Source organism: Advenella sp. (genome assembly GCF_052108595.1).
Classification (GTDB): domain Bacteria; phylum Pseudomonadota; class Gammaproteobacteria; order Burkholderiales; family Burkholderiaceae_B; genus Advenella.
The window spans coordinates 16,082-34,533 of record NZ_JBQEAU010000020.1 but is presented as its reverse complement, the minus strand read 5'-3'; the positions used below and the strand labels follow the sequence as shown (position 1 = coordinate 34,533).

17 protein-coding genes and 1 tRNA gene are annotated in these 18,452 nt (G+C 52.3%); 6 read left to right on the top strand and 12 right to left on the bottom strand.

Annotation, left to right across the window (positions count from 1 at the left end; genetic code table 11):
* Positions 1-1,029, bottom strand: a 1,029-nt coding sequence (locus ACTIKR_RS05575; protein WP_442327307.1) for an AI-2E family transporter, incomplete at its 3' end; no start/stop codon positions are given.
* A gap of 60 nt (positions 1,030-1,089) precedes the next feature.
* On the opposite strand from ACTIKR_RS05575, the gene purM reads away from it, so the two are divergent.
* The gene (gene purM / locus ACTIKR_RS05570) at positions 1,090-2,139 is read left to right on the top strand and encodes a phosphoribosylformylglycinamidine cyclo-ligase (RefSeq protein ID WP_193088734.1); all 1,050 of its coding nucleotides are present in this window, start codon (positions 1,090-1,092) and stop codon (positions 2,137-2,139) included.
* 51 nt (positions 2,140-2,190) lie between these two features.
* Here the strand turns inward: purM and miaA are convergent, their stop codons facing one another.
* The 5 genes from miaA to ACTIKR_RS05545 all read right to left on the bottom strand — a co-directional run bounded on the left by miaA (position 2,191) and on the right by ACTIKR_RS05545 (position 8,079).
* Positions 2,191-3,165: a tRNA (adenosine(37)-N6)-dimethylallyltransferase MiaA gene (miaA, locus tag ACTIKR_RS05565; RefSeq protein WP_193088735.1), complete on the bottom strand. Its 975-nt coding sequence runs from the start codon at positions 3,163-3,165 to the stop codon at positions 2,191-2,193.
* A complete protein-coding gene (mutL, locus tag ACTIKR_RS05560) occupies positions 3,120-5,048 on the bottom strand; it encodes a DNA mismatch repair endonuclease MutL (RefSeq protein ID WP_442327306.1) in 1,929 nt (642 codons plus the stop codon). The genes miaA and mutL overlap by 46 nt, the downstream gene beginning before the upstream one ends.
* Before the next feature lie 183 nt (positions 5,049-5,231).
* On the bottom strand, positions 5,232-6,563 hold the full coding sequence (locus tag ACTIKR_RS05555) for an N-acetylmuramoyl-L-alanine amidase (RefSeq protein ID WP_193088737.1): 1,332 nt from the start codon (positions 6,561-6,563) through the stop codon (positions 5,232-5,234).
* Entirely contained in the window at positions 6,515-7,075 is a 561-nt protein-coding gene (gene tsaE, locus ACTIKR_RS05550) for a tRNA (adenosine(37)-N6)-threonylcarbamoyltransferase complex ATPase subunit type 1 TsaE (protein WP_193088738.1), read from the bottom strand. The genes ACTIKR_RS05555 and tsaE overlap by 49 nt, the downstream gene beginning before the upstream one ends.
* A gap of 98 nt (positions 7,076-7,173) precedes the next feature.
* Positions 7,174-8,079 carry an AEC family transporter gene (locus ACTIKR_RS05545; RefSeq protein ID WP_193088739.1) on the bottom strand — a complete coding sequence of 302 codons (906 nt, stop codon included), beginning with the start codon at positions 8,077-8,079 and terminating at the stop codon, positions 7,174-7,176.
* Between the two features lie 104 nt (positions 8,080-8,183).
* On the opposite strand from ACTIKR_RS05545, the gene xerD reads away from it, so the two are divergent.
* Positions 8,184-9,101 (top strand): site-specific tyrosine recombinase XerD, encoded by a 918-nt coding sequence (gene xerD / locus ACTIKR_RS05540; RefSeq protein WP_442327305.1) that lies wholly within the window; start codon positions 8,184-8,186, stop codon positions 9,099-9,101.
* Between the two features lie 69 nt (positions 9,102-9,170).
* Complete coding sequence (ybaK, locus tag ACTIKR_RS05535; RefSeq protein WP_193088741.1) at positions 9,171-9,671, top strand: Cys-tRNA(Pro) deacylase; 501 nt, start codon at positions 9,171-9,173, stop codon at positions 9,669-9,671.
* A gap of 145 nt (positions 9,672-9,816) precedes the next feature.
* Here ybaK and ACTIKR_RS05530 read toward each other — a convergent pair whose 3' ends face one another.
* A complete protein-coding gene (locus ACTIKR_RS05530) occupies positions 9,817-10,041 on the bottom strand; it encodes a hypothetical protein (protein ID WP_193088742.1) in 225 nt (74 codons plus the stop codon).
* A 341-nt stretch (positions 10,042-10,382) separates the two neighbouring features.
* On the opposite strand from ACTIKR_RS05530, the gene ACTIKR_RS05525 reads away from it, so the two are divergent.
* Both ACTIKR_RS05525 and ACTIKR_RS05520 read left to right on the top strand, forming a co-directional pair.
* Positions 10,383-10,457, top strand: a tRNA-Arg gene (locus ACTIKR_RS05525).
* 265 nt (positions 10,458-10,722) lie between these two features.
* Positions 10,723-10,935 (top strand): hypothetical protein, encoded by a 213-nt coding sequence (locus ACTIKR_RS05520; protein ID WP_442327304.1) that lies wholly within the window; start codon positions 10,723-10,725, stop codon positions 10,933-10,935.
* 779 nt (positions 10,936-11,714) lie between these two features.
* Here the strand turns inward: ACTIKR_RS05520 and ACTIKR_RS05515 are convergent.
* Positions 11,715-13,349 carry a Hint domain-containing protein gene (locus tag ACTIKR_RS05515; RefSeq protein ID WP_442327303.1) on the bottom strand — a complete coding sequence of 545 codons (1,635 nt, stop codon included), beginning with the start codon at positions 13,347-13,349 and terminating at the stop codon, positions 11,715-11,717.
* Positions 13,350-14,370: 1,021 nt separating this feature from the next.
* Positions 14,371-15,576, bottom strand: coding sequence for a porin (locus ACTIKR_RS05510; RefSeq protein ID WP_193088745.1), 1,206 nt, complete (start codon positions 15,574-15,576; stop codon positions 14,371-14,373).
* A gap of 694 nt (positions 15,577-16,270) precedes the next feature.
* Here ACTIKR_RS05510 and ACTIKR_RS05505 point away from each other — a divergent pair.
* Positions 16,271-16,414, top strand: a complete 144-nt coding sequence (locus tag ACTIKR_RS05505; RefSeq protein ID WP_193088746.1) for a hypothetical protein — start codon at positions 16,271-16,273, stop codon at positions 16,412-16,414.
* Positions 16,415-16,473: 59 nt separating this feature from the next.
* Here the strand turns inward: ACTIKR_RS05505 and ACTIKR_RS05500 are convergent, their stop codons facing one another.
* The 3 genes from ACTIKR_RS05500 to ACTIKR_RS05490 are packed head-to-tail and all read right to left on the bottom strand — an operon-like array spanning position 16,474 to position 18,409.
* Positions 16,474-16,791: a DUF1634 domain-containing protein gene (locus ACTIKR_RS05500; RefSeq protein ID WP_193088747.1), complete on the bottom strand. Its 318-nt coding sequence runs from the start codon at positions 16,789-16,791 to the stop codon at positions 16,474-16,476.
* Entirely contained in the window at positions 16,788-17,648 is an 861-nt protein-coding gene (locus ACTIKR_RS05495; protein WP_193088748.1) for a sulfite exporter TauE/SafE family protein, read from the bottom strand. The genes ACTIKR_RS05500 and ACTIKR_RS05495 overlap by 4 nt, the downstream gene beginning before the upstream one ends.
* Before the next feature lie 14 nt (positions 17,649-17,662).
* Positions 17,663-18,409, bottom strand: coding sequence for a GntR family transcriptional regulator (locus ACTIKR_RS05490; RefSeq protein WP_193088877.1), 747 nt, complete (start codon positions 18,407-18,409; stop codon positions 17,663-17,665).
* Positions 18,410-18,452 lie beyond the last annotated feature (43 nt).

Here is an 18,452-nt window from a genome sequence, read left to right as displayed (position 1 = left end):
GTATACACGGCGGATCAGCACCGACAGGGCAGCACTGATGGGTAGGGCCATCAGCACCCCGAAGAAACCGAAAATCTGTCCGAAGACAAACAGTGCAAAAATAATGACCAGCGGGTGCAAGCCGATACGTTCGCCCATGATTTTGGGCGTCAGTACCGTGCCTTCCAGGATTTGCCCCAGCCCATAGACGATGGCCACGGAAATCAGGCCATAATAATTGTCAAACTGCAACAGCGCCGACAAAATGGCCAGCAACAGGCCGAAAGTCACCCCAAGATAGGGGATGAACACCAGCATGCCGGTCAATACCCCGATCGGAATCGCACTTTCGAACCCGGCCAGCGACAGGCCGACACTATAATAGACGGCCAGGATCAGCATGACCAGGATCTGGCCGCGCAAAAAGCTGGACAACAGGCGATCAATATCATGAAATACGCTAAGGGTACCATCCAGATAGCGTCGCGGTATGACTTCGCGGATCGACTGGATGAACTTGTCCCAGTCAAACAGCAGATAAACCAGTACCACGGGCGTGATCAGCACGTTCACGAAAAAGAAAATGACGGCCGATCCGCTGGACTTGGCATAGGTGATGATGGTTGTTGTCAGACTGTCGGTGCCGGTAATGGCATCCTGCAGCACCGCCCGGATCTTGAGGATGTCAATTTCGGCCGATACGCCAAACAGATGGTTCAGGCGGGGGGCCAGGTTGATATTGTATTGCGCAACCCAGCCGGGCAACTGTTCAATAGCCAGCCCGACTTCCTTGCGCACAAGGGGGATGACAATCAGCAGTACCCCCAGGATGATGGCAAACAATAGAAAAAACATGATGCCGACGGCCAGCCAGCGAGGAAATTTGAGGGCGACAAGCATGTTCACGCCGGGCACCAGAATATAGGCCAGCGCCATGCCAAGCATGAATGGAGTCAATACCGGGGACAGAACATACAGGAGAACGAGTAGTACCAGGCCGACTCCTGACCAGAGAAGGGTCTGTTTCCGGCGCAAAATATATTCGTTCATCGTAAAATAAGGCCTTCCTGTTCGATTAATTGACATTTTACATATTTAGGCAGCTTGCTCATGACAAATTCAAACAAATCTTCCTTAACGTATCGAGATGCGGGGGTAGACATCGACGCCGGGGATGCGCTGGTTGACCGGATCAAGCCGCTGGCGGCCAAAACCATGCGCGAGGGCGTCATGGCAGGTATCGGCGGTTTTGGGGCTTTGTTTGAAGTACCGAAGAAATTTCGCGAGCCGGTGCTGGTTTCCGGAACCGACGGTGTTGGCACCAAACTGCGCCTGGCCTTTGAGTGGAACCGCCATAGTACCGTGGGCATAGACCTGGTGGCCATGAGCGTTAACGATATCCTGGTGCAGGGCGCGGAACCGCTGTTTTTCCTGGATTATTTCGCTTGTGGCAAATTGTCGGTCGACACCGCAGCCCAGGTGGTGGGTGGTATTGCCAAAGGCTGCGAGTTGTCCGGTTGCGCCCTGATCGGCGGTGAAACGGCTGAAATGCCTGGCATGTACCCCGACGGCGAATATGATCTGGCCGGTTTTGCGGTTGGCGCAGTCGATAAATCGGCCATTATCAATGGTAAAAGTATTGGTGAAGGCGATCGTATTCTTGGCCTGGCCTCAAGCGGCGCGCATTCCAATGGTTTTTCGCTCATTCGCAAGATTCTGGAGCGCGCCGGCGCCCGTCCGGACGATGATTTCCACGGCCAGCCACTGATTGACGTGGTCATGGCGCCCACCCGCATCTATGTAAAACAGGTGCTGGCAGCGCTGGCCCAGCATGGCACCGCGATCAAGGGCTTGGCGCATATTACCGGTGGGGGGCTGCTTGACAACGTTCCGCGTATCTTGCAGGAAGGCCTGAGCGCGCGTATTGACAAGTCCGCCTGGACGTTACCGCCCCTGTTCCAGTGGCTGCAGCAGGAAGGACAGGTTGCCGACACCGAAATGCATCGCGTATTCAATTGCGGTATCGGCATGGTTATCGTGGTTGCCGCCGATCAGGCTGCGGCTATTGCCGCGACCCTGCAGGAACAGGGCGAAACCGTCTTCGATCTCGGACAGATCGTGCGCCAGGAAGACGGCATGCCCCAGGCTGTGGTGGTCTGATGTGCTGCGGGCCGGCGGGCCCGGTGGGTATCTTGCTTGGCGGTTGGGCTTTTACCGTGGCATGACAGTGGCGGCGGCCTCGATAACGCGGCTCGCAACGTCTGCCTGCAGGCAATCGATGACCTGACGGTCGGGCATGCTGCGCAACCATGTGAGCTGCCGCTTGGCAAGTTGCCTGGTGGCGGCAATGGCTTTTTCCCGCGCGTGCTTCAGGCTGTCGTGGCCGGCAAGATGTTGCCAGATCTGGCGATAACCGACGCAGCGTATCGCGGGTAAATTCTCATGCAGATCCCCCCGGCGCCACAGCTGCTCCACTTCTCCCACCAGCCCCTGATCAAGCATCTGGTCAAAACGCAGGGCAATGCGATCGTGCAACTGCAGGCGCTCCGAAGGCTCCAGGCTCACCATATGAAACGTATCAGTACCAGCGCGTTCGCCTTCAGCCGCTATCAGCGAAGAATACGGTTGGCCGGTAATCAGGCAGACTTCAAGCATGCGCTGGATTCGCTGTCGGTCATTGGGGGCAAGCCGGGCCGCCGTGACCGGATCATGGCGCTGCAAAAGCGCATGCACGTGCGGCCAGCCATGCTGCTTTGCCATTTGCTCAATATCGGCGCGGATGTTCGGATCGGCCTGCGGCAGTGCATGCAAGCCCTGGCGCAGCGCATTGAAGTACATCATGGTGCCGCCAGCCAGCACGGGTATGCAACCGCGTGCGCGTATCTGATCGATCAGCAGTTGGGTATCCTGTACAAATTGCGCGGCACTATACGATTCGGTCGGATCCCGGATATCCAGCAGGTGCTGGGGTGTTGTTGCCTGTTCCTGCGGCGTGGGCTTGGCAGTGCCAATATCCATGCCGATATAGATGGTGGCTGAATCGACATTAATGATTTCGATCGGCCAGCGCCGGGCCAGCGCCAGCACGCTGGCGCTCTTGCCTGATGCGGTAGGGCCGGCCAGGCAGAATACCGGCTGCGTCACTGGCCGCGCATGAACAGACGATCCAGGTCGTTCATGCTCCATTGAAACCAGGTCGGGCGGCCGTGATTGCATTGGTTGGCCCGTTCCGTATGCTCCATCTGGCGCAGCAGGGCATTCATTTCTTCAACAGTCAGGCGGCGATTGGCACGCACCGAACCGTGGCAAGCCATGGTCGAGAGCAGTTCATTGCGCTGACCGGTAAGCTGTTCGGAGTGGCCCACCATCTCCAGTTCTTTCAGGACATTGAGAACCAGCGATTCAATGTCACCGCCAGCCAGCAGGCTGGGCACCGACCGCACGGCCAGCGACTGCGGGCCGGTGGCGCTGATGGTCAGGCCGAGCGTGACCAGCTGTTCCTTATGGCTTTCCATCACGGCGATATCGCGCTCGGAACAATGAATCACATATGGAACCAGCAGTTCCTGCTGAGGCAATGCCTGCTGGTCGAGCAGCGTCTTCAGGCGTTCATAGACCACACGCTCATGTGCGGCATGCATATCGACCAGGATCAGTCCCCGGGCATTCTGGGCCAGAATATATATGCCATGAAGTTGTCCCAGCGCCATGCCCAGCGGATAGGGGTCCGCCTCATCGCCGGTGTCAGGCAGGCCAATGCCGGCGCTGGCGACTCCATTGGCTGCGGGATTAAAGACGGTTGCTGCCCCGGGCGTGGCAAGATTGTGTTGTGGTTCGTTCAGGTGTTGCGACGCGGATTCCAGTGGCGAGTAGAACTGTTTCCAGTGCTGCGTTGATTGGGGTGAGGCGCTGTGCAAATGCAGGGAGGATTGATAGCCGGGGGTGATACGGACTGTCTGCCTGCCATCTGCACCGTCGCTGGCGCGACCATTATCTGAATCCTGTATATAGGTAGCCTGTTCGGCCGGTTCCAGGCCGGCTGGCATTCTGGCAGGCAGGGCATTGGCTGCGGTCGCTTCGCCGCCGACACCTGCCAGGGCCTGGGTGAGCACCTGTCCCACAAAGCGATGAATGGCGCCGCTGTCCCGAAAGCGCACCTCATGCTTGGCTGGGTGTACGTTCACGTCGACCGCAGTGGGATCAATATCCAGGAACAGCACATAGGCAGGCTGCCGGTCGCCATGCAGGACATCGGCATAGGCGGTGCGTACGGCGTGCGTGACGGTGCGATCGCGTACAAAGCGACCATTCACATACAGATACTGACGGTCGGCGCGGGCACGCGCAGCGTTGGGCAGCGTGATCAAGCCGCGCAACCCGGCAGTGGGCAATTGGGCGTCTACGGGCAGCCCGGCTTGAGTAAATTCATTGCCCAGCACATCCCGGATGCGTTGCAATAAATCGACCGGCATCCACTGTTTGTAGGCTTTGCCATTATGAAACAGGCGAAAGGCGATGGCCGGGTTGGCCAAGGCAATGCGCTCGGCGACAGTCAGGCAGTGGCCCAGTTCGGTGGGTTCGGATTTCAGAAACTTGCGACGGGCCGGAACGGCGTCAAAAAGCTGGCGCACATCAATGGTTGTTCCTGTGCTGCCAGCCGCCGGGCTGATCTGCAGCGCAGTCCCATCAATCTGCCAGGCATGATCGTCGTTTTCGGTGCGGGATGTGAGGGTCAGGCGAGCCACCGAGGCAATGGAGGCCAGGGCTTCACCACGAAACCCCATGGAGCTGACCGACTCCAGGTCTCCCAGGCTGTTGATCTTACTGGTCGCATGACGGGTTACTGCGAGCGCCAGTTCTTCCTGGGGAATGCCATGGCCGTCATCGGTAATGCAAATGCGGCGAATGCCGCCGCCGTCGAGCCTGATTTCAATACTGCGGGCGCCTGCGTCCAGTGCGTTCTCCAGCAGTTCCTTGAGAACAGAGGCCGGACGTTCAATGACCTCTCCGGCCGCGATCTGGCTAATCAGCGTGTCGGGCAGGGGAGCGATATGGCGGCGGTCGGACATGGAGGCAGCGTAAAGAGTGACGGGCAATTTTTCATTTTAGCGTGTTTGACGATTGCCGTACACGCAAGTCGGGGCATGGCGGATCAGTTGTCTGGCGATGCCGCAAGCAATAACGCCTCCGAAGACGAAGGCGTTATGTAGGCAAAGGGGTGCCGGTTTCCCTGAGGAACCCGTTTGGCGGCATCAGCCAACCCTGGCCAGTGGCGGGTTGGTGGAGAAATAATCATTAACGCCGGAGAAAATGGCCTTGGCGATCTGGCGCTGGTTGGCCGGACTACGCAGGAAATTTTCCTCTTGCGGGTTGCTGATAAAAGCCGTCTCCACCAGAATGGAAGGGATATCCGGCGCCTTGAGCACGGCAAACCCCGCCTGTTCCACCTTGCGACTGTGAATGCCGTTGATTCGCGCCAGCGAACCCAGCACGCGGTGGCCGATTTTCAGGGAATCATTGATTTGCGCGGTGGTGGACATGTCCAGCAGCACACTGGCTGTCTGGCGGTCATGTGCGCCAATATCCAGGCCGCCGATCAGATCGGATGCATTTTCTTTTTTGGCCAGCCAGCGGGCGGCAGCACTCGATGCGCCGTTGCGGGACAGGGCAAATACCGAGGTACCGCGCGCAGAGCGATTGGTGAACGCATCGGCATGAATCGACACGAACAGATCTGCCTTGACCCGACGCGCTTTTTGCACCCGAACATGCAGCGGCACGAAAAAGTCAGACTCGCGCGTCATGTAAGCCCGCATATTGGGCTGTGAATTGATGACATCGCGCAACTGGCGTCCGATGGCCAGGACAATATCTTTTTCGCGTGTGCCACGCATGCCGACAGCGCCAGGATCTTCGCCGCCGTGGCCGGGGTCAATGGCCACCAGTATCGGACGATTCGGATTGGCGCGGGATGGTTGGCGGCCGGCCGTGGCAGGGTTGACCTGGCCGCTGACCGAAGGTACCGGCGCGTTACTGCTATTCTGGGCCAGATTGTCCAATACCTGTGCCAATGGATCATTTTCCAGATCTCTGGCCAGTGCCAGGATCGGATCCTTGGCGATTTTGGGATACAGATCCAGTACAAGCCGGTACTGGTAGTCGCCTACCGGTTTCAGCGTGAACACCTGCGGGGCAATGTCCTGTTTCAGGTCGAAGACCAGGCGCACCACATCCGCGCGGTTCTGTGCCACACGCACAGTGGCAATATAGGGGTCATTGGGGCGAATTTTGGAAATCAGCGAATTGAGCGCCTGGCTGATGGTCAGACCCTGAATGTCCACCACCAGTCGATTGGGATTGCCCAGCATGAAATGCTCGGCCTGCAGTGGTGCGTTCAGTTCCAGCGTAACCCGGGTATATTCGTCGGCAGGCCAGGTACGTACGGCCAGAATCTGTCCGCCGGCAGCAGATGCAACTTTGGAGATGACGGGAAGGGACAGCAGTGTGGCGGACGCGCCCAGAATGCGCCGACGGGTTATTGGTCGCCTGTTGGCATTTTCCTGTGAATGAGCTTTGTTATCCATGTCTTGCCCTTTTCCGAAAAAGCGTTAAATTGTGCCGTTCTTCCAGCCGATTCGTATATCAGGTGCAGCTCAAGATCGGGTGTTGGCAACCCGGGTCCTGCTTTATCTGCCCACTCTATAAATACAATTGCGTCTTCACCTAGATTCTCACGAAAACCGGCTTCATGCCATTCTTCGGTATCGGTAAATCTATAAAAATCAAAGTGATACAAGTATAAACTAGAAACTTTATAGGTTTCAAGCAAAGTATAGGTGGGACTCTTAATTCGTCCCTTGATACCCATGGCCCTCAGAAAATGACGAACAAAGGTCGTTTTGCCAGCGCCCAGGTCGCCTTTCAGATACACTTTTGCGTTTTTTTCTGTGCCCGGTTTTTTATCGTAACTATTTGAAAAGTAATGAGAAAGAATCTCTGAAAGGGCCTTTGCGAGGTGCTCGGTAGCCGCTTCATCGGGCAGATATAGAGAGGTGCTTGCCAGGGGCTCAAGAGGGGATGTTTGCAAGTTGGACATGGAAATTGGGCCGTTTCGGGAAAAGAAACATAATGTAAATTATAAGAAATCCATTGGAACTACCTAAAATTTAATGGAAATTAATTGGCAATCCGTGGCTAATTTACCAATTTTTGCCCGACGAACAGCCAGAAGGGAATCGTAATGACTGAAAACACAGTCCCGATGGAAATGGCGGTCGCGACACAGCGCCCGTCGCCGCCCATGCGGGCGGCCAGAATATAGGCGGCCGAGGCCGGCGGCAATGCGGCAAACAGAACGAGTATATTGGTTTCCAGCGGGGACAGGGCCAGCATGAACGCCAGTATCAGCGCAAATACCGGCATGGCCAGCAGCCGGATACCCAGAACCCAGGAAATGACGGCGCGGTCCTGGTTGCCGCCAGCCAGAGACAGACTGGCGCCCACGCACAGCAGCCCCAGCGGAATGGCGCTATTGCCCAGTTTGGATAAGGTCATGTTTACGGTGTTTTCCAATCCGATACCTGAAAAATTGAGCAATAGACCAGCCAGCGTAGCCAGAACCAATGGGTTTTTCAGAATTTCCAGCCACACATTGGACCCTTGAAAGCGGGCGAGCGACTTTACAGCCAGTACATTGGCAATCGGTACCGAAAATCCCACCAGCACCGCCATAATGGCCTGTCCTTGGCTGCCAGCCAGAGCGGCCGCCAGTGAAAATCCAATATAGGTGTTGAAACGATAGGCGCATTGGGCCAGCGAAGCCAGCGCTATCGGACGTGGCTTCAGGAGGGGGCGGGCCAGCCACGCAGCCAGGTAGCCGGCAAGGCACAGCAGAATCGACACGGCAAGCAGACGGCCTGCGGAGCTGGCGGAAATAGGCGTGAAGGCGATAGACTGAACAAGCAGGGCCGGAAACAGGATGTAGTAAACGAGTTTTTCGGTATTGGTGAAAAATTCGCGGGAGAACTTCAGTTTGTGAAGCAGGACCCAGCCCAGCGCGACAATGAGACAGTCTGGGATAACGAGCAGGGCAATATGCATAGGAAAATCGTATTTGGATAGGCAGAAATTAGGCTAGAATCAGATCATAGTTCAGAAAGCAGCGGCGGTTTGCCATTATCATTTTTTGTTGTGAATAAATAACCATGCCAGATCAGCAAGTGGCGCCAGCCCACCAGCATGCCATTGATCCATTTATTGACGCCTTGTGGCTGGAAGACGGATTGTCGCAGAATACGCTCATGGCCTATAGACAGGATCTCAAGGGGCTGGCCGATTTCCTGGCAAAGCGAAAGCCGTCCAAAACGCTGCTGGAGACCACCAAGGATGACATTGAAGCCTGGTTTGCCGCCAGGCATGCCCACAGCAAAGCCACCACGGCCAATCGCCGACTGGCTACGCTCAAACGATATTTTGCCTGGGCCATCCGTACCCATCAGATCAGTGAAGATCCGTGCCTTACCCTGCATTCGGCCCGCCAGCCGACACGGTTTCCCAAAACCATGAGCGAGCAGCAGGTGGACCAGTTGCTGGAGGCGCCCAACACCCGGGATGCGCTGGGATTGCGGGACCGCGCCATGCTAGAGACCCTGTACGCGTCGGGCCTGCGGGTTACCGAGCTGGTCAGCCTGAAGGTGCTGCATTTGAGCCTGAACGAGAACGTCGTACGGGTGGTCATGGGCAAGGGCGGCAAGGACCGGCTGGTCCCGGTGGGCGCGCAGGCGGCCTACTGGCTGGAGCGCTATCTGAAAGAGGCGCGCCCCGACTTGCTGGGTCGGCGTCAGTCCGATGATTTGTTTCTGACCCGTCGCGCCACCGGTATGACGCGGCAGGCATTCTGGCAATTGATTAAAAAATATGCGCTGCAGGCAGATATTCATACGCCGCTGTCGCCGCATACCCTGCGGCACGCTTTTGCCACCCATTTGCTCAATCACGGCGCAGATCTGCGTGTTGTGCAATTGCTGCTTGGGCATGCCGATATTTCCACCACCCAAATCTATACCCACGTGGCGCGTGAGCGGCTCAAGCAGTTGCATGCGCAACACCATCCGCGGGCATAAGCCGCAGGCCTGGCAGTTGCAGTAGAATATCCGGTTCCATCAACAAAAATACAAATCAGTGAACCGGATATGGCTGCCAGCAAACACGTATCGGAAACGCCTGCCACCCAAATGTTGAAGAAACATAAAGTGGCCTATACCGAACACACTTACGATTATATTGAGCACGGCGGCACCGCAGAGGCGGCGCGGCAACTGGGCGTTGATTCGCATGCCGTGGTCAAGACGCTTATCCTGGAAGATGAACACGCCAAACCGCACGTGATGCTGATGCACGGCGATTGCGAAGTGTCGATGAAAAACCTGGCGCGCCAGGCCAGCGTCAAGAAAATGCAGCCGTGCCAGGCAGCAGTGGCGCCCAGACATTCGGGATACCAGATCGGCGGCACCTCGCCTTTCGGAACACGCAAGCGAATGCCTGTATGGGTGGAGCAAAGCGTGCTGGATTTGCAGCAGATTTATATCAATGGCGGGCGACGTGGTTATCTGCTGGGGATTGATCCGCAGGTGCTGGTGACGCTATTGCAGGCAAACTCCGTGAGCGTGGCCAACGACGGGCGCGCAGCCTGAGCAGTGCCTGCTAAGCTTGTGTACCTAGCTGTTCCCGGAGAACAACAGTCCATGGCTGGTTTACAGCAGGGCAGGCTGCGCAACAGGGCTGCTGACTGGCGGCCTGAGCCCGCGTGTTGCCCCGGAAGCATCGCGCTGCAAGTACTCAATGGGGCCGGTTGACAGAGTCCGCGTTGACCTCGTCCCAGAAGGACTTGCCGCAAATCTTGCAGCGGTCTTCATAGCTCGGATCGCACAGGATTTCGGTAATTTCACGCGCACCCGGATACGATTGCGCAACGTCCGCCGAGCATTCATTGCAAACCAATGCATTCAGATAATAATCTTCATGTTGTGGCTCTCTGCGCTTGCGGATTGCATAGTGTTTCATGACAGTTCCTTGGCCGGTCATAATGCCAAATTAATACTACAAAGGCTATCCAGTTGAAAAGCAGGGTTTACACTAGTCAGGCATGGGCTGAGCGCCGACATTGCCTGCTGCACTTTCGGAAAAAGGGCAGTTGGCTGCGGAAACGGCAGCACGCGCTGCCGATCTATTCGATTACTTTATCCATGGGAATAGTGCCATCATTCGGAGTGTTGCCTGTGATGGCATCATCGTGATTGGCTGTCGCATTTGTCACCCCTGCTGGTTTTTATTGGGTCGTGCAACGATTGCCAGGTCCATTATCACGATGATTTGGCATATAATGCTGGGTGATTTTAACCGTTCTCGCCGTAGTTAAATGGATATAACCGACCCCTCCTAAGGGCCAATTACAGGTTCGATTCCTGTCGGCGAGGCCAGCAATCTTTATCTGATTTTGCAAAAACATAAATTATTATAAAAATCAGCAGGTTATTCGGTTGTGGTTTTTGCTGTTTTATCTTTTTTTAAAGAAATCGAAGATAGAACTCCCCAGAAACTCCCCAGAAACTCCCCAGAATTTTCCGAAAGACGACCCACACGGTCAGCAAGCAAAAAACAGCGAAAGGTTGGCAAATTCAATACTTCGATCGTGGCAAGCGCCTGTCCGCGACTTTCCCGACCCAGAGAGAGTACAAGGAGTGATTGAAAAAACGGGAGGAAGAAAACGACATCAAGCCAGCCAAGCGCATAACGCTCGGCGAACTGTTGGACGAATACGAGAAAAAGATCACAGTAAACAAAAAGTCGGCTGACAATGAGTCAAAGCGAATCAAGTTACTAAAAAGACCGATATCCTGGTCTGATGGAGAAATTGATCTGCAATGTGAACAAAAACGATATATCTGCCCGGCGTGATGATATGTACGAGCGCCCGAACGGTCGCTGCGGTCTGCTTCATGATTCCCGTGCCACGGCTAAATCAGTCGCGCCTACTCTTGTGTCCTGTTGCATAATATCGGCGAAGGGACTTGTCCCATTGAATGAAATTTGGATCTCCATGAGCCACTAGCTGAAACCGGTACTGTTCATATATGTACCAAAGATAGCTATTTGTACCTGGCTTAATTTCCCAAGCGAATATTTGCCCATTTTTATTCATTGCAATATATTTAGTCCACTGCGGGACTACGATGAGTTTCCCGTAGTAGCTCACGACCTTGATAGATTGACTCACTGACATCGCAAATTTCGCTCTTCGGTGCCCGATGCTACCAAAGGCATTAAATAAAACTGCTATTTGCAGGAAAATGTGCAACTAGATATCGTTCACGGTACGCTTTATCTGTGATATTTTTTTCAAGCCATTTTTTAAGCTCAATTTCATTGACTTTCTGCGGATCTACGCTCTTGACTGAACGATACGTTGTCGTACACATAGGTTGATCTAAAAACATGTATATCTCTTACCATTAAAAAGTCATGGAATAATGAAAAATCAATAAAAAATAAGAATATTAAAATTTAATTGTTATTTCATTTGACATAAAAATTTTGATAACTTAGTATCATTTGCACGGCTATTATTGAAATTTCATTTGCGTAATAGCCGTGCAATTGGCTGTTTGATAGCTGCCAATTGTGATTTTTGCCTTTATAGCTGACGGTTTTGGCCGTCAGCTTTTTTTCAATCGCTTTTATGCAGCGCGGAGACGAACTCTTGTTTCCTTAGTCTCGTTCCAGTACATGTGCGTGCGCAACACGTTCAGCTCCAATATTAAAGAGTCTTTTGATGTAGGGACCAGGCTCGCAGGAATGACCGCTTTCCCTGTTGTCCAGCGCATATTCGTGCCGTAGACGTCCTGAGCGGCGTTCAACCCGGTCAAGCTCTCATCATTGATATCGATCGAGTGACGAACACCATCTACAGTAAGGGAAATATCGGTTAGGCCTACGCCGATTACGCGCGTATCACGGCGGCTCCGTAGTGAAGTATCCCGAACGACAGACGAGTTGGACAGGACACGAATATCAGATTGCAGCCCTGCTGGTAGTTCGAAACGATACACGCCGAGTTTAGCGCATGGAGTCAGTGAAGCAATGGCGACACCATCTACTTCAATTCGCAAGTTGGCCTTAGATGTACGGGTTGCACCAGTCAGAGCTTGAGCACGTTTGAACAGTTCACGGCGAACAAATTCAATAATTTCAGGCGTGATTTTCTGAACGTAGCCAGGCAGAACGACACGTTCAGGAGCGGGCCCGAAATCGGGGTGAGCAGCGACTGTCTCAGCGTTTTCGAATGAATTGCGATAGTCGCCAACATCCAGGTAGCTTTCTGCAGCAGCGCCTTCAGCCAACAACATATCGAATTCTTCCAATTCCACATGGAAATATTCGAATTTCTTGATGTCAAAATCTTGGACTATGGTTTTACCATTGACCAGCGATAAGGCTGGGACCAGGGCGCCATCAAAGTTGAACCGATGGCCGGGAGATACGGTCAGGTCGCGATGAGGAACATTGTCTGCAAATGCCCCTTTCATAATATGGACTGGAGAAGCACGTAAAGCGTGAGAATCAGGTAAGCGGTTACGATTGAGTTTACGAAAGCCGAGCCACTTGACAGTACCTACATTACCGTTAGCGGTTAGAACCTTATCGCCAGCTTTTAACGTTTCGACTTTGACTTCACCTTCAGGCGTAGCAATGTGTGTACCTTTGAGATAGCACGCATAAACCATGACTCCATTTTCGAAGGTGATTTTCGACAGATCCTCACCAGATGCGTCATACGAGGCGATGGTATTGCCGTTGGCATCTTTAAAAACAATATTGTTGCCTACAACTTGACCATCAGTTGCACCAATAACTTTGATTTGATCTCCCGCAGAAAGACCTGAAACAGTAGGAGAAGAGGAAAGATCTATCTGTATTCCTTTTGGCTCATAGACCAATGTGGAAGTGCCAGAATCACCTAAGTCAAAGTTAGTATTATTAAGCGCAGCGCCTTGAATCAACGGTGGAGAATAATACAGTGTGGCGCCTTCACCCAAGTTGTAATTGGTAGTCTGCAGCGCACTGAAATTTTCGAGCAGATTGATTCTGACATTTGCATCTTGACCTACATTTAAAGTAAAGGTCGAGCCAATTGGTGAAAGGCTATGTTGCTCGAAATCCAGAATATCGTCGGAGTTTGTCGAATTGTTGATAGTTAACTCGGTGTTAAACGAATTACTCTGAACCCGTACCGCTTCATCGCCAGGATAGGAGCTTTGATCTACTGTCTTCTCTGTAGGCTGAAATAAACCGCCAAGTGTGATATTTGCCATGATATTACTTTTCCATTGAAGTAATTGAATTAAGAATAGGTATTCAAGCCAGTAAAGTTTCTGACACATTGTTGATAGTCAATGCGGCTACATACAGAAAAGATTTTCAAGTTACTTTCTGAAAAATTATTACTTATTTGAATACATGGCAATGCTAAGTGTTTGTCTATAAAAGAGCAATTAAACCAATGAGTTAAATAGTAGAGAAACGTCAACATTAGCATTTGTTAACATTCACTGCTCAGCGTATAGTTTTTATTCTGGCCCGTCTGCACCTTTCGAAAAACGAGATGCTGCGCCTCATAGGCGCTAAATGACCAATTTTCGGTTGCTCGTGCTAACCCGCTTGGGCCACGCTTGTCGCCACTGCCGTTACTGCCGATTATCTGTGTCCATCGGCAAGACAGAAAAACTGCAGAAACGAGAATCCGTTGTCGCTAACAGCAAATTGAAGAGCAATAGGTCACGAGATAGATAGATGAAGAAGCGGCTACAACGGAGGGTATTGCGTTTGCGCGAGCACGCTAATAGAAGGTTGGCTGAACAAGTAGGCAGGAGGTGGGTCTTGAATTCTACTTAGAGCAACGTTGCGGACGTATTTCATAGCTGGTCCTGGTTTCATCGCGGAACTGGATTAGGGGTCTTGGATAGGAATGAGAGCAGGACCAGACAATCGACAAAAAACTACCCACTATATGCCTGTAGGCTGCATTCTTATCCCGCTCTAGCGCAATGTCCTGCTGACTGTCGCTTCAAACGTGCCTCGTAATCTGAAAACTACACCAGAGAAGTAAAAATCCCCAGGAGTTACCTACACCCTGGGGATTCATACTACGGAGGTGCTGCAAGCCGGTGAGATCTTTGGAATGCCTGCAACCAACCGTACGTCTAAATGAGTACGTTATAAAAAGTCATTCTACCTCATTCCGGTTGGTTGCAAATCTCCGACTTTTCTACTGGCATATCTTCCATTTTTACGGTCAGGCCACAAAAATGTCTCATCGCCAAGCGATGTATCCCATTAGAAACGGTGTTGCATACCGACACCAACCAGAGTTGATTTCAGTTTTACGTTTTCTGCATTATCAAATTTAAGTTTACCGGTGCCGTAGGATGCAATGGCATATAAGCTCGTTCGTTTGGAAAGGTTATGTACATATCCCAAACTGAAAATATGCAGTTTTCCCTTTACACCGTCAAAAGCATCGCCAGTATTCTTGGTTGCGCTTCCTTGATATGAAAATAGAACTTTACCCTGGTCGCCAACAGGCGCTGTCAGCCCAGCCATCCAGGCTTGTTGACGATAACCGTTAGTCTCCGCGTAATTCATACCGAATGCAGAGCTGTTGGGATTGGTTACTGTTGTGAAGTCATTGAGCGCAGCATTTAGGCCTGTGCTGCCTGCCCCATTTTCAACAATAATATCATTTGACATGGAGCCACGGACCTGGCCGTAACCCAGATGCAATTTCACAACATCGAAATCATAGGATCCAAACAGATTCCACATATGCGTGGTACCTTTGATGTCACCATCGGTATCACGGAAGTCTGTACGGAAGCGATCATAAGAAGCGCTGACTGTGATGGGACCACTGTTGTAGCCGGCACCGACTGATATCCAGTTAGAGGTATTGCGCTCTTCAAAATCATTGAAACCGTCGCTACTTGTGGTCTTGTTATTTTTTCCAGCATAGGCAACACCGAGCTTGAATCCGCTGAAATCAGGCGTTACGTATTTGATAGAGTTGTCCATACGGGCAAAAGTGGAAGCGCCAAATGCACCGCTAAGAACGCCAGCTTGCATGAAACCAACACCAAACGGATCGATCGGTGCCACAATGTCAGCAGCGAGGTTATATTGACGTCCCAATGTCAGGGCACCCCAGCTGTCTCCTTTCAAACCCACATAGGCTTGACGACCAAACAGACGGTTACCTTGTAAAGAGCGACCGTTACCCAGATCAAAGCCACTTTCCAGTTGGAAAATTGCGCTAGTACCGTTACCCAGATCTTCGGCACCTTTCAAGCCCCACCGGTTGCCGTTTTTAACGCCATTGATCAGACCGATATCGCGGGTTTTTGTGAAAGCATCACCCTGGGTGACTTTGGTTTGTTGGTAACCAATACCAGCGTCAACCAGACCATACAGCGTCACAGAAGTTTCTGCATGAGCTACACCAGCGAAGCCGGTAACCAGAGCTGCAGCAAGCAAAGTCTTTTTCATCTGTTGTGTCTCCTCATGATTAATGTGTATTTTTGTTATGAATCGTTCAAATTCGATTCAATATACAAGCTTGGACACAATGGAGTAAAGTCTCTGAAATTGGACTGACATCTATTGAGGCCCGTTTAAATAGTAAGAAACTATGGGTTTTTTCTTTGGACAGTCTGGATTTACAATTTCTTCGACAAAAATTCTGACATATCCTATTTGTCTTTATAAAAAATAAATATTAATTATCAATGGGTTATGTGCTAATTTCTGTGCTGGTGTTTTTCGCATCAATCTGTTGACCTCTACTTGAAGGCCAATCACTTGAGAAAAATAATTACCGACATTGGCAATTTGTTGGGGTTTTCCTTGCCCAAGAATAAACTAGCCCTGTTTGTGAAATATATGCAACACATTCAATCATTTAAAATTTGCTTCAACATCAAGTTAGAAGCGTAACGGTGCAAGGTATTAAATTTACGAAGCAAAATTCCCGCTCTTATATGTCCTTTGAATACTTATAATTCCACCTGATGTTGTTGCTTGCTGATTTGGTACGCTTTTATGCGATATAAGGCGAATTGGCATTATTACAACTGCGTTTGTCGCGCGTTCCAGTGTGTTTGGCCCGATTGCAGCATCGTTACGGACAAGACAAGCGCCATGCCTTAAAATAGTACATCGCTAATCACCCGGAGAATGGCATATGAGCAATGATACTGAATTTGACACCGCGCTGGATAATATCGATTTTGATGCGATTGAAAAGAAAAATGCCGAGTTGATCAAAAAGATGGATGAAAACTTGCCTGAAGCAGACGACGACTGCGGAGACGCCTGCAAAATCTAGGCGTTTTGAATGCTAATAAAAAACGACGCTATATGGTGTCGTTTTTTTGTTGTGCCGTATTAAAGGCCCAATAGAACGCCGACGGCAATAATCGCCAGGACCAGCGCTGCAATCGCGGTATAGAGGTAGTCGCGTGCGTGTGCGAACATCGCCAGCATGAGTGCGACGCGGATAATTGGCAGCAACACGAAAATCACCACACCGAGTTTGATCAGCGCATAGCCGGTTTGGGCCAGACTCGGGGTGTAGTCCATCTGCCCCAGGGCGCCAAGGATAATGCCGATCATAATCACTGCTGAAGCGATCAGGGTGCCGTACCATAGCAGGCCCGCAATGATTCCGTCGTGGCGGTCCGGCTTGCTGTCCAATGGATTCATGAGCCTGTTCCCCAAAGATGGATGCCCAGCGCACTTAGCATCATTTGGATTGCAAGTGCAATAAGAATGACAGCGAACAGAATGCGCAGTTTGTCAGCGGGCAGTCCCATCAGCAGGCGAGCGCCGGCCAGTGCCCCCACGACTGAACCGAGTGCAACGGGACCGGCGATGTTCATATCGATGTCGCCGCGAACAAGATATGCACCACCACTTGCTGCAGCGGTTACGCCAATCATAAAGTTGGATGTTGCCGATGACACCTTGATGGGGAGTCGCAAGGCAGTATCCATTGCCGGTATTTTCAGTACGCCGGAACCAATGCCCAGCAGGGCGGAGATAACGCCGGCGCCATACATCAGGGAAAGACCCAAGGGGACCCGGGCGACCTGATAGGCGACGTCCTTGCCCAGTTGGCGATCAGGAAAGGTAGAATGCAAACCCAGCCGACTTGCCCAGCTTTGCGGGTCGGGCGTGATGGCCAGTGCCGGGTCGCGACGCCGGGCCATCATCTGCTGTGCTGACAGAACGAGAATGACAGCGAAAAGCCCATAGAGTGCCGGCGTTGGAATGATGCCTATCAACAGCACGCCTGTGATTGCACCAAGCGTGGTCGCTGTCTCCAGGACAATGGCAAGCCTGATGTTGGTCAGGCGTCCTTTAAGAAATGGCGCGGCGCTGCCGCAGGAGCAGGCAATGACAGACACGATGCTGGCGGCGATTGCAACATGAATGTCTACGCCGAACGCGATAATGAGTATGGGCACAATAAAAATGCCGCTAGCCATTCCCAGCATGCCGCCCAGCATGCTGGCGCCGAACGCGGCGGCAAATAACCAGAACAGGGTCGCTATATCCATATTTGCGCACCCAGTCAGTGTGAACGTCGCGATAGCCGGGTGGCAAAGCGGATGGAGTCGCCTCGGTAATACAGTTTTTCGTAATCGACGGGTTGCTCTCCGGTGCTATAGGAGGTGCGTTCGATTAGAAAAATCGGGGCGCCGATTGCAATATTGAGGGCCTGTGCTACATGCCTGTCTGCGATCACCGCCTCCAACTGATAACTGGCCTCTACCAGCGGCAGGGCATATTTGTTTTCGAGCAGATCGAATATGGGTTTCACGTCCAGATTGTTGCTGACGACCTTGTCGCCGATCTCCAGAGGCAGATAGGTTTCGTCAAACGACATGGGAATACCATCGGCTAGGCGAACACGTTCAATCCGATAGACCTGCGTGCCTGGGGCAATCTGCAGTGCCAGGGCTGTTTGCTCGTCAGCGGTAACGATGCGTTTATCCAGCAGACGCGACGTCGGATGACGACCCAATACCACCATGTCTTCGGCAAACCCGGTCAGTTCGGTCAGCGCCTGCGTGATCTTGGGGTGCGTCACGAAGGTTCCCTTACCGCGGCGAATTTCCACCAGTCCACGGGCCACAAGATTGTCGATGGCTTTGCGAATGGTGGTTCGGCTCATATGAAAGCGTGCGATCAATTGCTCTTCCGTCGGTAACTGCGTTCCGGCGGCAAGCTGACCGCTGGAGATCTCGGTGGCCAGGGCAGCTTCAATTTTTGCGTATAGCGGAGTGCTGTTGGTATCGATCAGTGTCATAGAAGACATCATGACATCATGATGTCATGATGTCCAGAAAAAAATGTCAGGA